Annotated in this window: 12 protein-coding genes; 11 read left to right on the plus strand and 1 reads right to left on the minus strand. The window is 49.5% G+C overall.

The features are described 5' to 3' along the window. The first annotated feature begins 120 nt into the window (after positions 1-120). Positions 121-600, plus strand: a complete 480-nt coding sequence (gene ribH, locus Q1M25_RS03970) for a 6,7-dimethyl-8-ribityllumazine synthase (RefSeq protein WP_036493252.1) — start codon at positions 121-123, stop codon at positions 598-600. A 120-nt stretch (positions 601-720) separates the two neighbouring features. Further along, positions 721-1,149: a transcription antitermination factor NusB gene (gene nusB / locus Q1M25_RS03975; protein ID WP_003748564.1), complete on the plus strand. Its 429-nt coding sequence runs from the start codon at positions 721-723 to the stop codon at positions 1,147-1,149. A 117-nt stretch (positions 1,150-1,266) separates the two neighbouring features. Here the strand turns inward: nusB and Q1M25_RS03980 are convergent, their stop codons facing one another. Then, a complete protein-coding gene (locus tag Q1M25_RS03980; protein ID WP_300482028.1) occupies positions 1,267-1,689 on the minus strand; it encodes a type IV pilin protein in 423 nt (140 codons plus the stop codon). A gap of 288 nt (positions 1,690-1,977) precedes the next feature. Here Q1M25_RS03980 and Q1M25_RS03985 point away from each other — a divergent pair, with 288 nt between their 5' ends. The 9 genes from Q1M25_RS03985 to Q1M25_RS04025 form a co-directional block, all read left to right on the plus strand. Next, on the plus strand, positions 1,978-3,159 hold the full coding sequence (locus tag Q1M25_RS03985; protein WP_300482030.1) for an efflux RND transporter periplasmic adaptor subunit: 1,182 nt from the start codon (positions 1,978-1,980) through the stop codon (positions 3,157-3,159). Positions 3,160-3,240: 81 nt separating this feature from the next. After that, a complete protein-coding gene (locus tag Q1M25_RS03990) occupies positions 3,241-5,178 on the plus strand; it encodes a MacB family efflux pump subunit (protein WP_300482032.1) in 1,938 nt (645 codons plus the stop codon). A gap of 63 nt (positions 5,179-5,241) precedes the next feature. Beyond that, positions 5,242-6,624, plus strand: coding sequence for a TolC family protein (locus Q1M25_RS03995; protein WP_300482034.1), 1,383 nt, complete (start codon positions 5,242-5,244; stop codon positions 6,622-6,624). Positions 6,625-6,736: 112 nt separating this feature from the next. After that, positions 6,737-7,603, plus strand: a complete 867-nt coding sequence (locus tag Q1M25_RS04000) for a DUF808 domain-containing protein (RefSeq protein ID WP_300482037.1) — start codon at positions 6,737-6,739, stop codon at positions 7,601-7,603. Between the two features lie 55 nt (positions 7,604-7,658). Continuing rightward, positions 7,659-9,206 carry an apolipoprotein N-acyltransferase gene (gene lnt, locus Q1M25_RS04005; RefSeq protein ID WP_300482040.1) on the plus strand — a complete coding sequence of 516 codons (1,548 nt, stop codon included), beginning with the start codon at positions 7,659-7,661 and terminating at the stop codon, positions 9,204-9,206. Positions 9,207-9,483: 277 nt separating this feature from the next. Further along, positions 9,484-10,347, plus strand: a complete 864-nt coding sequence (gene rpoH / locus Q1M25_RS04010) for an RNA polymerase sigma factor RpoH (protein WP_004519690.1) — start codon at positions 9,484-9,486, stop codon at positions 10,345-10,347. Positions 10,348-10,494: 147 nt separating this feature from the next. Beyond that, a complete protein-coding gene (gene hemA, locus Q1M25_RS04015) occupies positions 10,495-11,748 on the plus strand; it encodes a glutamyl-tRNA reductase (RefSeq protein ID WP_003684306.1) in 1,254 nt (417 codons plus the stop codon). A gap of 245 nt (positions 11,749-11,993) precedes the next feature. After that, entirely contained in the window at positions 11,994-13,493 is a 1,500-nt protein-coding gene (locus tag Q1M25_RS04020) for a DegQ family serine endoprotease (RefSeq protein WP_300482045.1), read from the plus strand. A gap of 133 nt (positions 13,494-13,626) precedes the next feature. Continuing rightward, positions 13,627-15,096, plus strand: a 1,470-nt coding sequence (locus Q1M25_RS04025) for a Na+/H+ antiporter NhaC family protein (protein ID WP_300482047.1), incomplete at its 3' end; no start/stop codon positions are given.

The raw sequence follows: 15,096 nt of genomic DNA on the forward strand, positions 1-15,096 counted from the left end.
GTTGCCGATTGGCAGCCGCAAGAATAATCCATCCCCATTTCGTTTCAGACGGTCTTCCCTATAACAAGGCCGTCTGAAACCAAGCCGAATCCCTATTTCACAAATATTGAAGGAATCATCATGAATATTATCGAACCACGCCTCGATGGCACCAACCTGCGCATCGGCATCGTTCAAGCCCGTTTCACCAACGAAATCGGCAGCGAAATGGTCAAAGTATGCTGCCGCACCCTAAAAGAATTGGGCGTATCCGAAGACAACATCACACTTGCCACCGTTCCCGGCGCGCTTGAAGTGCCTATCGCGCTGATGAACCTTGCTTCATCCGAACAATTCGATGCCCTGATTGCTATCGGCGTTGTCATTCGTGGCGAAACCTACCACTTTGAATTGGTATCCAATGAGTCCGGCGCAGGTGTCAGCCGCGTTGCCCTTGACTACAACATCCCTATCGCCAACGCCATCCTGACGACTGAAAACGACGAACAAGCTGTTGCACGCATCGAAGAAAAAGCCTCCGATGCCGCCAAAGTTGCCGTAGAATGCGCCAACTTGGTCAACCATCTTTTGTCAGAACAATACGAAGACGACGAAGAATAAGCTTCTCCCCGTATTGAATACCGCATATTTTCAGACGGCCTCTCAATCATGACATTGAGGCCGTCTGAATTATTCAATATTCAGCCGACAACCATCGGCACTTCTTCACAAGGAATACCCATGAAAAGCCCACGCCGCCGCGCACGCGAGCTTGCCGTACAAGCTATTTATCAAGCAGGCATCAACAAAACTGCCGCTCCCGAAATCGCCAAAAACATCCACGAACTGTCCCAATCTTCCAATATGGATGAAGAGCTGTTCAACAAACTGTTTTTCGGCGCACAAACCCATGCCGAAGAATACATGGAAAAAATCAGCCCCCTGCTTGACCGCGACGAAAAAGACCTCAGTCCTATCGAACGCGCCGTTTTGCTGGTTGCCTGCCATGAGCTGAGCACCATGCCTGAAACCCCATACCCTGTTATCATCAATGAAGCCATCGAAGTTACCAAAACTTTCGGCGGTACCGATGGCCATAAATTCGTCAACGGCATCCTCGACCAACTGGCTTCCCGCATCCGCCCTGACGAACCGCGCCGCAAAGGCTAAGCTGGGCTTCACATCGGGTTGAGATTACCAATCTTTGCCCTGTTTAGGCTCATCTGCTTATACAGCCAAGCCATCAAAAAGGCCGTCTGAAATTCAGACGGCCTTTTATACTTCGATTTATTCTGATTTTGGCATTTCATAACCGGGACAGTTTTGCTTGTCGCTGCTTGCCCAGATGATACCGCTGTCGTTGTAATAAACGGTACAGGTTTCATTAGCGTTGGTTTCTTTGTTAGGCTCTGCCTTTAAAATATAACCTGAATCGGAAGGATTAGGCATAGAAGCCGTACCTTCGGAAAAACTAATATTGAAATATTGATTCTGCTGTAAATTTTCAGGAGGAAACCCTACAAATGTACTTTTTTGAGTGTAGTAGCGTTCGAGCTGTTGGGCGTTATGAAGCATCTGCGTGCGGACGGCGGCAAGGCGCGTTTGGCGGATGTAGTTTTGATAAGACGGATATGCGATGGTAGCGAGAATGGCTGCAATCACAACGACTATCAGCAGCTCGATAAGCGTGAAGCCTTGTTGGTGTTTCATTGTATTTATGTCGTAAATAATTAGAATAAGACATGAATATTATAGTAGTTTTCTTGCGGCTTAAATGTTCAGATACGGAGGGAGTTTGGGAATTTATGTAAACGAGGTACAAGTTCTGAAAAATGTTTACTACTCTTTATTTTTTATTTCAATAAGTTAAACTTCAATTTAAGCCGACCGTCTCTTGGTTGGCCTTGGTCTTTACAGTAAAATCCAGTTGTTTTTTTGTCTCCAACATACATTTATTGCTTGTCTGCAACGTTATTTTATTGAATTGGTTCCTTGTATATGTCTAAAGTTTTCAAGTGGGCGGCCGGTACGGCTGTTGTAGTAGCAGCGGCTTTCGGCGGCTGGTCTTTGATGAAGCCTGAGCCTCAGTCTTCTTTTATTACGGAAGTGGTCAAACGCGGCGATATCCGTCAAACCGTGTCGGCAACCGGCGAAATCTCACCTTCCAATTTAGTATCCGTAGGCGCGGAAGCTTCAGGTCAGATTAAAAAACTGTATGTGAAACTGGGCCAACAAGTGAAAAAAGGCGATCTGATTGCGGAAATCGACTCAACCAATCAGATCAATACCTTAAATACCGAAAAATCCAAACTGGAAACCTATCAGGCAAAATTGGTTTCTGCCGAAATCGCGCTTTCCAGTGCGGAGAAAAAATATAAACGCGAACTTGCCTTATGGAAAGAACAGGCAACTTCCAAGGAAGACTTGGAATCTGCACAAGACTCTTTAGCCGCAGCCAAAGCGAATGTCGCCGAACTGAAGGCCTCCATCAAACAATCAAAAATCTCGATTAATACGGCTGAATCCGAACTGGGTCACACGCGGATTACCGCCACCATGGACGGCACTGTAGTCGCCATTCCTGTTGAAGAAGGCCAATCCGTCAATGCGGCGCAATCTACGCCGACCATTATCCAACTGGCCAATCTGGAAACCATGTTAAACAAAATGCAGATTGCCGAGGGCGACATCACGAAAGTCAAAGCCGGTCAGGATATTTCGTTCACCATTTTGTCCGAACCGGACACCCCGATTAAAGCGAAATTAGACAGCGTCGACCCCGGCCTGACCACCATGTCTTTGGGCAGCTACACCAGCAGCACGGACACGACTTCCAATGCGATTTACTACTATGCCCGCGCCCTGGTGCCAAATCCCGAAGGCAAACTTTCTATCGGCATGACCACTCAAAACACGATCGAAATCAACGGCGTGAAAAATGTCTTGCTGGTACCGACACTGACTGTGAAAAAGCATAACGGCAAATCCTATGTCAGCATTTTGGGTGCAGACAATAAAGCGGTAGAACGCGAAGTAACCGTCGGTTTGAAAGACAGCATGAATACCGAAATCAAAAGCGGCTTGAAAGAAGGCGAAAAAGTGATCGTTTCTGAAATGAGCGCAGATGAAAAGAATAAGAGCAGCGAACGCGCGATGATGGGCGGCGGCCCTCCTCGCTGATTGATTAAGGCCGTCTGAAAGATTTGGCTGTGTTTCAGACGGCCTTAGTTCCTGTATTTCTATTTTTCGCCCGGAAAGATTATGAGTTTAATCGAATGTAAGAATATCAACCGTTTTTTCGGTAGCGGTGAAAACCGTGTGCACGTATTGAAAGATGTCAGCCTTTCTATTGAGAAAGGCGACTTTGTGGCGATTATCGGCCAGTCCGGTTCAGGCAAATCTACGCTGATGAATATCTTGGGCTGTCTGGATACCGCCACTTCCGGCTCTTATCAAATCGACGGCATCGAAACATCGCAAATGCAGCCGGATGAGCTGGCGGCTTTGCGCCGTGAGCGTTTCGGCTTTATTTTCCAGCGTTACAACCTGTTAAGCTCGCTGACCGCCCGAGACAACGTCGCCCTGCCTGCCGTGTATATGGGCATGGACAGTAAAGAGCGTGCGGAACGTGCGGAAAAACTATTGGGCGATTTGGGTTTGCAAAATAAAGAAGGCAACAAACCCAGCGAACTTTCCGGCGGTCAGCAACAACGCGTTTCGATTGCCCGCGCGTTGATGAACGGCGGCGAAATCATCTTTGCCGACGAGCCAACTGGCGCATTGGATACCGCTAGCGGTAAAAACGTGATGGAAATCATCCATAAGCTGCACGAAGACGGGCATACCGTGATTATGGTCACCCACGATCCGGGCATTGCGGCAAACGCAAACCGCGTCATCGAAATCCGCGACGGTCAGATTATTTCAGATACGTCTAAAAATCCCGATATCCCGCCAAGCAAAGTGGAGAGGATTAAAGAAAAAGCTTCCTGGTCGTTTTATTACGATCAATTTATGGAAGCATTCAAAATGTCGGTACAGGCGATTATGGCGCACAAAATGCGTTCACTGCTGACCATGCTGGGGATTATCATCGGTATTGCTTCGGTAGTATCGGTAGTGGCCTTGGGTAATGGCTCGCAACAAAAAATCTTGGAAGACATCAACTCGATGGGCACAAACACCATCAGTATCTTCCCCGGCCGTGGTTTTGGCGACCGTAGAAGCGGACGAATCAAAACACTGACGATTAATGACGCAAAAGCCATCAGCCAACAAAGCTACGTCGCCTCTGCCACCCCTCAAACCAACTCCGGCGGCACCTTGACCTACCGCAACACCGACCTGACCGCCTCGCTTTACGGCGTAGGCGAACAATATTTCGACGTGCGCGGTTTGAAATTGGAAGAAGGCCGTCTGTTTGATGATGACGATGTAAAAACCGATGCACAAGTCGTCGTCATCGACCAAAACACCAAAACCAAACTCTTCGGAGAAGGCGTCAATCCTTTAGGCAAAACCATCCTTTTCAAAAAACGTCCGCTAACCGTCATCGGCATTATGAAAAAGGATGACAACTCATTCGGCAATTCCGACTCACTGATGCTTTGGTCACCTTATACAACGGTCATGCACCAAATTACCGGCGAGAGCCATACCAACTCCATCGTTGTCAAAATCAAAGACGATGCCAACACGCAAGTTGCCGAAAAAAGCCTGACCGAGCTGCTGAAAGCACGCCACGGTACAGAAGACTTCTTTATGAACAACAGCGACAGCATCAAAGAAATGGTTGAAAGCACGACCGGCACCATGACACTACTAATTTCTTCCATTGCGGTCATCTCTTTGGTGGTCGGCGGTATCGGCGTGATGAACATCATGCTGGTCTCCGTTACCGAGCGCACCAAAGAAATCGGCGTCCGCATGGCAATCGGCGCGCGGCGCAACAATATTTTGCAGCAGTTTCTGATTGAAGCCGTTTTAATCTGTATCATCGGAGGTCTGTCAGGCGTATTGTTGTCCGCAAGCATCAGCCTGGTGTTCAACTACTTTGTCACCGACTTCCCAATGAGCATTTCCATGACTTCCGTCATCGGCGCAGTTGTCTGCTCCACCGCCATCGGCGTCGCGTTCGGCTTTATGCCTGCCAACAAGGCTTCCAAGCTCAACCCGATTGATGCGCTGGCTCAGGATTGATTATGTTTCAGACGGCCTATTATCTTAAGGCCGTCTGAAATGCTGTTACCCGAAAGATTTTTTATGAAGACGAAACCTTTTTCCCAAGCAGCCTTATCATTGGCTGTTGCCCTTGCCCTAAGTGCGTGCACCGCACCTAAAGCCAATCCGAACCTGATGCTGGAAGCAACCGGTCAAGTCATGAGCGCGGCGGAAACTGCCGAACGCTACGATGTAAACGGCAACTGGTGGGAAATCTACCAAAGCCAGCAGCTCAACGCGCTGATGGAGCAGGCGTTGGCGAACAATGTCGATTTGAAACAGGCGGCCATCAGCGTCAACAAAGCTTTGTATCAAGCCAATATTTTGGGCGCGGATTTGGTGCCTTCGTTCAGCGGCTCGTTGGGCGCAAATGCTTCTAAAAACCTGAAAACCGGCAGCCACGGCAATACCTTCAGCAGCCAGCTTGGCTTGAGCTACGAATTGGATTTATGGCGCAAACTCAGTGCCACTGCCGATGCTCAGGTATGGGAATATCAAGCCACGCATGAAGACATGGCCAACACACGCCTGACTTTGATTAATAATGTTGCCGATGCGTATTTCAATATCGCCTATCTGAACGAAGCGATTGAGCTAGCAAAAAAATCGTTAAAGCAATATCAGGAAATCAACCGCATTGCGAATGCCAAGTTCCGCTACGGCCGGGCCGATTCAAGCCAGCCGACCCAAGCCAAACAGTCATTGCTGAGTGCGGAAAACAGCCTGTTGTCTTTGCAAAACAATTTGGATACGCAAAAACAGGTTTTGCGTAATTTGTTGAATTTAAGGCCGTCTGAAAACCTGGCCGCCGATCCGGCACAATTCCGCCTGCTGCCTGTCAAAGGCGTGAACTTGGACGTACCGATTACCGTTTTGGCCAACCGCCCCGACCTGCGCGCCGCTGAATACCGCCTGCAAGCGTCGCAACAATCGGTCAACGCGCAAAAACGCAGTTGGTATCCGTCGATTACTTTGGGCGCAAGTTTGAGTACGTCTTCCGATAAAGCGAAAAGCACGTTCAATATCCCCATGTTGGGCGGTTCGGCCACCATCAATCTGCCTTTCCTTAACTGGCAGACCATGAAATGGAAAGACAAAACCGTACAAGCGGAGATGGACAGTGCCAAGCTGAATTTTGAAAAAGCCCTGACCACCGCGCTCAACGAGGTCAACACCAATTACCTTGCCTACAAAAACGCGCAGGCCAGCCTTGCCAATCAGGAACAGCGTTATCAGCTGGACAAGAAAAACAGCCATTACTATCAAGTACGCTACCAACACGGTAAAAACGAGTTGAAAGACTGGCTGGAGGCTTTGAATTCAGAATACAGCTCGGCTCAAAACCTGCTGAACCAACGCTATGAAGCCTTAAAATACGAAAATATGGTGTATAAAGCCATGGCGGGACGTTATACGCCGAAATAGCATTTTCAGACGGCCTTTGGTTAATTTCCGTCAACGGCCGTCTGAAAAACATTCAAGCAACTGAATTTTCATATATAATCGCGCGTTTATTTGATTTTATCCGGACAACATTATGGCCTTCGCCTCTCTCTTTACGCTTTTGGACGACATTACCGCCGTTTTAGACGATGTAGCGATGATGACCAAAGTCGCCGCCAAAAAAACCGCCGGCGTGGTCGGTGACGATTTGGCGCTCAACGCCAATCAGGTAACCGGCGTATCTGCCGAGCGCGAATTGCCGATTATTTGGGCGGTGGCAAAAGGCTCTCTGGTCAATAAGCTGATTCTGGTGCCGCTTGCGCTGTTGCTTTCCGCTTTCGTGCCTGCGCTGATTACGCCGTTGCTGATGATCGGCGGTGTTTATTTGTGTTTTGAAGGCGTGGAAAAACTGTTGCACAAATTTCTACACCGTAATGAACACGAAGACGAACACGATGCAGAGCCTGAAGTCACAGACGAAAAAACAAAAGTGAAAGGCGCAGTCCGCACAGATTTCATCCTATCCGCCGAAATCATCATTATCGCGCTAGGTGTTGTTGAAAAATATGACCTGATGACACGTTCTTTGGTTATGGCCGCCATCGGTGTCGGCATGACTGCATTGGTCTATGGTTTGGTCGGCATTATCGTCAAACTTGACGACCTCGGTATGATGTTGATGCGCCAAAAAAGCGCCGCCGTACAAGGCATCGGACGCGGTTTGATTTCATTTATGCCTTGGTTTATGCGCGGCTTGAGCATTGTCGGCACGCTGGCGATGTTCTTGGTTGGCGGCGGACTGATCGCCCACAACCTTGGCTTTTTGCACGATTTCCTCCACGCGCAACATTGGGACAGCGGCATGATGGAACATATCGCCAACTTGGTGGTCGGAGTAGCCGCCGGTGCCTTAGCTTGCGCAATCGTCCTGCCTGCAATGAAATTGTTTCAAAAAGACTGATTTTGTTTCCCTGCCGTCTGAAAACTTTTCAGACGGCCTCAATACCATTTAAAGCATGAATATTTTCCGTAAACTCGAACAATATTGGCAACATCCGCTGCTGTACTGGCCGCTGGTCATCTTGATTGCCGCCGCGACACCGTTCACTTTCGCCCCGTATTATCATTTCTGGCTGATGCCGCTGTTGTTTGGCGCGCTGATACGCCTGATTGAATTGCGTCCGCGCTTTGCCGTCATGACTGCCTATTTGTTCGGATTAATCGGTTATACGGCGCAGTTTTATTGGATACACACTGCCTTGCATGATGTTTCGGGTTTGCCGGATTCATACGCCATCCCCCTCACCTTCCTGCTGCCGGCTTTTCTCGCGCTTTATCCGGCCATCTGTTTTTGGGTGTGGAGAAAATGCAACCTGTCACGCTGGGCTAAAACCGGCCTGCTGTTGCCGATTTTGTGGACGCTGGCAGAATTTGCCCGCGAACGTTTTCTGACCGGATTCGGCTGGGGCGCAATCGGCTATTCCCAAATCATCAAAGACAGCCCGTTGGCAGGTTTCGCACCTTTGGGCGGCATTCATATGGTCACGCTGGCAACCGCTTTCCTCAGCGCATGGCTGGTGTTGCTGATTGACGACCACGGCCGTCTGAAACACCGCCTGCTGCCCTTATTCCTTATCGTTGCGCTCTGCTCCGTCGGCTACATTTCCCAACAAACCGAATACACCCGCCCTGACGGCAGCACCAGCACGGTTGCCCTGATTCAAGGCAATATCGAGCAAAATCTGAAATGGAAAGAAGAACAAATCATTCCGACCATTCAGAAATACTACGAACAAATCAGCAAAACCAGTGCCGACATCGTCATCCTGCCCGAGACCGCTCTGCCACTGATGCGCCAAGACCTGCCCGAAGGCATCTTGGAACAATTCGCCGAGCAAGCGCAAAGCAACGGCAGCGCATTGGCCATCGGCATCAGCCAATATACGCCCGACGGCAACGGCTACGAAAATGCCGTCATCAATTTGAGCGACTATCACAACAGCACTTCCGATACCATCCCCTACTACGCCAAGAACCACCTGGTTCCATTCGGCGAATACAAGCCATTGCCCATCATTACCGAGCGCCTCTATAAAATGATGGATATGCCTTTGGCCGACTTCCAAAAAGGCGGCGACAACCAAGCGCCGTTGGTGATGAAAGATCAAAAAGTTGCCTTCAACATCTGCTATGAAGACGGCTTCGGCGACGAACTCATCGCAACGGCCAAACGCTCCACCCTGCTTGCCAACATCAGCAATATGGCGTGGTACGGCAAATCGAATGCCATGTATCAGCAGCTTCAACAATCCCAAGCACGCGCAATGGAGCTGGGCCGCTACATGGTTCGCGCCACCAATACCGGTGCAACCGCCATTATTTCCCCTAAAGGTACGATTGTTGCCGAAGCCCAACCAGATACAGAAACCGTCCTCGAAGGCCACGTTAAAGGCTATATCGGCGAAACGCCTTATATGAAAGCAGGCGGCTCAACATGGCTTATCAGTATTTTGGCCGTTATCGGCGTATTCCTTATCCTGATTGGCCGGAAGAAACCAGAATAAAAATTTTAAGACCTTGTTATACAAGGTCTTTTTTATTGCTAAAACTATTTACATACAAAAATGTTTGTAATATACTTACCCAAAACCTAGCAAATCACTCAAATTTTCAAAGACAATCAACCCTTGCGATTCAAGTAGTAAAAACTATTGAATCTATCGTTAATTTACAGAAAAAATCCAACCCATAACAAAACAAACCACAGGCAGTGTTATACTGCTTGTCACACAATAAACAAAAAGCCGTTTTCAGACGGCCCAATCAAGGAGAGCATCCTTTATGAATAAAGCTTTTGCATTACCCGTTATCCACAGCGGCAACGGTAGCCTCGAGCAATACATTCATACTGTCAACAGCATTCCCATGCTGACTGCCGAAGAAGAAACACAACTGGCCGAACGTCAGCAAAAAGGCGATCTCAACGCCGCCAAACAGCTTATTCTGTCTCATCTTCGCGTCGTCGTATCCATCGCACGCGGCTACGACGGCTACGGCCTCAACCAAGCCGACCTGATTCAAGAAGGCAATATCGGCTTGATGAAAGCCGTCAAACGCTACGAACCAAGCCGCGGCGCGCGCCTGTTTTCGTTTGCCGTGCATTGGATTAAAGCAGAAATCCACGAATTCATTTTGCGCAACTGGCGTTTGGTCCGCGTTGCCACAACCAAACCGCAACGCAAACTGTTCTTCAATCTGCGCAGCATGCGTAAAAACCTGAATGCCTTGTCTCCAAAAGAAGCGCAAGAAATCGCCGACGATTTGGGCGTCAAATTGTCCGAAGTCTTGGAAATGGAACAACGCATGACCGGTCACGATATCGGCATCATGGCAGAAAACAACGATGACGAAGACAACTTCGCCCCTATCGACTGGTTGGCCGATCACGATGCAGAGCCTAGCCGCCAGTTGTCCAAACAAGCCCACTACGCCCTGCAAACCGAAGGTCTGCAAAACGCCTTGGCACAACTGGACGACCGCAGCCGCCGTATCGTTGAAAGCCGCTGGTTGCAAGACGATGGCGGTTTGACCCTGCACGAATTGGCTGCCGAATACGGCGTATCTGCCGAACGCATCCGCCAAATCGAAGCCAAAGCTATGCAAAAACTGCGCGGTTTCTTGGCAGAAGAAGCTGAAGCCGTTTAAGCCTTTCTTGATAAAAGGCCGTCTGAATCTTTTCAGACGGCCTTTTCGATGGCAAACCTCATTGCATCTTCTCCCCCAACACATTCATTTTAAAGCCCACTTAAGCTATAATACCCACCACACACACTACCCAGTCATACCATAACCATGCAACTTACCGTCGTCGGACTCAATCACCAAACCGCGCCCTTGAGCATACGCGAAAAACTGGCATTTGCAGCTGCAAATCTGCCGGATGCCGTGTCCAACCTCGCGCGTAGTGAGGCGGCGGAAGAAGCAGTCATTCTTTCTACCTGCAACCGCACCGAGCTTTACTGCGTCGGCGAAACCGAAAAAATCATCGACTGGTTGGCACAATATCACGACCTGCCTGCCGAAGAAATCCGCCCTTACCTCTATACCTTAGATAATAATGAAACCGTCCGCCACGCCTTCCGCGTCGCCTGCGGTTTAGATTCCATGGTCTTGGGCGAACCGCAAATTCTCGGTCAAATCAAAGATGCCGTCCGCGTTGCGCAAGAACAGGAAAGCATCAACACCCACTTAAACGCCCTGTTTCAAAAAACCTTTGCCGTTGCCAAAGAAGTGCGTACCGACACTGCTGTCGGCGAAAACTCCGTCTCCATGGCTTCTGCATCGGTCAAAATGGCAGAGCAAATCTTCCCTTCCATTTCTGATCTGAACGTCCTTTTTATCGGCGCAGGCGAAATGATTGAGCTGGTGGCTACTTATTTTGCCGCCAAAAATCCCAAGCTCATTACCGTTGCCAACCGCACACACCAGCGCGCGCAGGAATTGTGCGACAAACTCGGTGTCAACGCCGAAGCTTGCCTGCTGAACGAATTGCCCGATATTCTTCACGATTACGACGTGGTTGTTTCTTCCACTGCCAGCCAACTCCCACTCGTCGGCAAAGGCATGGTCGAACGCGCATTGAAAAAACGCCACAACATGCCTGTTTTCCTGCTGGATTTGGCTGTTCCGCGCGATATCGAAGCCGAAGTCGGCGAATTGGAAGACGCATATCTCTATACCGTAGACGACATGATGGACATTGTCCAAAGCGGTAAAGATGCGCGCAAAAAAGCAGCGGCGGCGGCTGAAAGCATGGTGGAAGAAAAAGTCAGCGAATTTATCCGCCTACAGAAAAACCGCCAAAGCGTTCCGCTTATCCGCGCCTTGCGCGACGAAGGTGAACGTGCACGCCGCCAAGTATTGGAAAATGCCATGAAGCAACTGGCAAAAGGCGTATCCGCCGAGGATGTCCTCGAACGCCTCTCCATTCAGTTGACCAACAAACTGCTCCACTCTCCGACACGCACGCTCAATAAAGCTGGCTCGGACAACAGCGAATTAATCGATGCCGTGGCACAGATCTACCATTTGGATCAACACGACTGACCACAATTTAAAGGCCGTCTGAAAAAAGCGAACCGACCGACAGGTCATATTCAAAAGTTTTCAGACGGCCTTTAAACAATAAAATCCCAATCATCATTTTTTCATTTAAAATGAAATGCTTGAAAAAAAACCGTTAAAGTGTAAAAATCCTACCTTATACATTTAAACAGCATTCAAACAATAAAACTGCCTGCCGGCTCAAACGCATGCCGACAATACGATAGGCACCGGCAAAAGGAACTTTCGTGAATATTAAAACAAACACATATCTGGCCCTTGCTGTTCTCTCAGCTTCCCTTCTTTCAGGTTGCGACAAAGTCAGCACCTTTTTCGACAAAGACGAAAACAAAGAACTCGTCCAACGCATAGAAACCAATACCGATGACGGGAAAGTCGGTATGTTGTTGCCCGACTTCGCCCAACTGGTACAAAACGAAGGACAGGCAGTCGTTAATATTCAAGCGACACCGGCAAAACGCACTGCGACACCGGATGACGACCACAGCATGGACCTGAGCCAATTCCCCGACAATGATCCGTTTTACGAGTTCTTCAAGCGCCTTGTTCCCAATATGCCCGACATGCCGCAAGAAGATACTGAAAGCGACGCTTTGAATTTCGGTTCCGGCTTTATTATCAGCAAAGACGGTTATATCCTGACCAATACCCACGTGGTTGCCGGCATGGGCAATATTAAAGTCCTGCTCAACGACAAACGCGAATACACGGCCAAACTGGTCGGCTCAGATGCCCAATCCGATGTTGCCCTCTTAAAAATCGAGTCGCAAGAAGACTTGCCGGTTGTCAAAATCGGCAATCCGAAAGATTTGAAACCGGGCGAATGGGTAGCCGCCATCGGCGCGCCTTTCGGCTTTGACAACAGCGTAACTTCCGGCATCGTCTCCGCCAAAGGTCGCAGCCTGCCGAATGAAAACTACACGCCGTTCATCCAAACCGACGTTGCCATCAACCCCGGCAACTCAGGCGGTCCACTATTCAACCTCCGCGGCCAAGTAGTCGGCATCAACTCGCAAATTTACAGCCGCAGCGGCGGTTTCATGGGCATTTCGTTTGCTATTCCGATTGATGTTGCCATGAATGTGGCCGATCAATTAAAAGCCAACGGCAAAGTCCAACGCGGTCAATTAGGCGTGGTTATTCAAGAAGTTTCTTATGATTTGGCCAAATCTTTCGGTTTGGACAAAGCAAGTGGCGCACTGATTGCCAAAATCATGCCGAACAGCGCGGCACAACAAGCCGGGTTGCAAGTCGGCGATATTGTCCGCAGCGTAAACGGAGAAGAAGTCCGCGCCTCCAGCGATTTGCCGGTCATGGTCGGCTCGATGATGCCGGGTAAAGAAGTGACTTTGAGCATTTGGCGCGGCGGCAAACAAACCGATGTCAAAGTCAAACTTGGCAGCGCAGCCGAACAAACGGAAACTTCTGCAAAAGAAGCCGAACACCCGCAACACGACGGCGGCCATGACGGATTTACCGTTGAAAATGCAGGCGTTACCCTGCAAGTTGAAAACGCAGACGGCAAACAACGCTTAATCGTTCTGCGCGTTAGCGGAGCGGCCGAACGTGCCGGCCTCAAACGCGGCGACGAAATCATTGCCGTCAGCCAAATCAGCGTCAATGACGAATCCACTTTCCGTAGCGCATTGGAAAGCTCAGGCAAAAACGTACCGCTTTTGGTACAACGCGAAGGCAATACTTTGTTCCTCGCGCTAAATCTGCAGTAGTCCGATTTTTCAGACAGCATGATGATGTGTTAGATGATAAAATACCCATCTGTCAGAGGCGGTGGGTATTTTGTTATCCGTCTTCCAGTTTAGGCCGTCTGAAAATATTTCACCGCTTATATACAATATAATTATGCAACTTATTAATTATTCAAATTCTATTTTATCCATCGTCCCGGCAGCCATTGCGCTCGCCTTGGCCATTGCAACGCGCCGTGTATTACTGTCCTTAGGTGTCGGCATTATCGTCGGCTCATTCCTACTGGTAGGTGGCAATCCACTCGATGCTTTGGTTCACTTAAAAGACATGGCGGTCAGCCTGACTTGGGCGGACGGCGATTGGTCTTTGGGCAAACCCAAAATCCTGCTCTTTTTGGTGCTTTTGGGGATTTTCACTTCCCTGCTGACGCATTCCGGCAGTAATCAGGCATTTGCCGATTGGGCAAAACAGCACATCAAAGGCCGTCGCGGTGCGAAGCTGCTGACCGCCTGTCTGGTATTTGTTACCTTTATTGACGACTATTTTCACAGTCTTGCCGTCGGTGCGATTGCTCGCCCTGTGACCGACAAATTCAAAGTTTCCCGCGCCAAACTGGCTTATATCCTAGACTCCACTGCCGCGCCGATGTGCGTTTTGATGCCGGTATCCAGCTGGGGCGCATCGATTATCGCTACTTTGGCCGGCCTTTTGGTGACTTACAACATCACAGACTACACACCGATGGGCGCATTCGTGGCCATGAGCCTGATGAATTACTACGCTGTCTTCGCGTTGATTATGGTGTTTGTCGTTGCCTGGTTCTCCTTCGACATCGGCTCTATGGCTCGTTTGGAACGCGCCGCTTTGAATGAAATTCATGATGAAACCGTTGAAACAGGCCATCCCAACGGCCGTGTATTTGCACTGATTGTGCCGGTTTTGGTACTGATCGTCACCACTGTTTCCGCCATGATTTATACTGGTGCGCAAGCTTCTGAAACCTTCTCTTTGCTCAGCGCGTTTGAAAATACCGACGTGAACACTTCCCTCGTATTCGGCGGTACTTGCGGTGTATTGGCCGTCATCCTCTGCACCATCGGCACCATCAAAACCAACGATTACCCTAAAGCCATTTGGCAGGGCATCATCTCTATGCGCGGTGCCATTACCATCTTGATTTTGGCATGGATCATCAGCACCGTTGTCAGCGAGATGCACACCGGCGAATACCTCTCCACTTTGGTGGCAGGCAATATCCACGCAGGCTTCCTACCCGTGATTTTGTTTCTGCTCGCAGGCGTGATGGCCTTCGCTACCGGCACAAGTTGGGGCACATTCGGCATCATGTTGCCGATTGCCGCCGCCATGGCCGTCAAAGTCGAACCTTCGCTGATTATCCCTTGCATGTCTGCCGTAATGGCCGGTGCCGTATTTGGCGACCACTGCTCGCCAATTTCCGATACCACCATCCTCTCTTCTACCGGCGCACACTGTAACCACATCGACCACGTTACCTCGCAATTCCCTTATGCGCTGACCGTAGCCGCATCTGCTGCCACAGGCTACCTTGCACTGGGCAAGAACCGTTCTGCGCCTTTAGGTATTGTGGTAACCGGTATCGTG

Source organism: uncultured Neisseria sp., assembly GCF_951230505.1.
Lineage (GTDB): Bacteria > Pseudomonadota > Gammaproteobacteria > Burkholderiales > Neisseriaceae > Neisseria.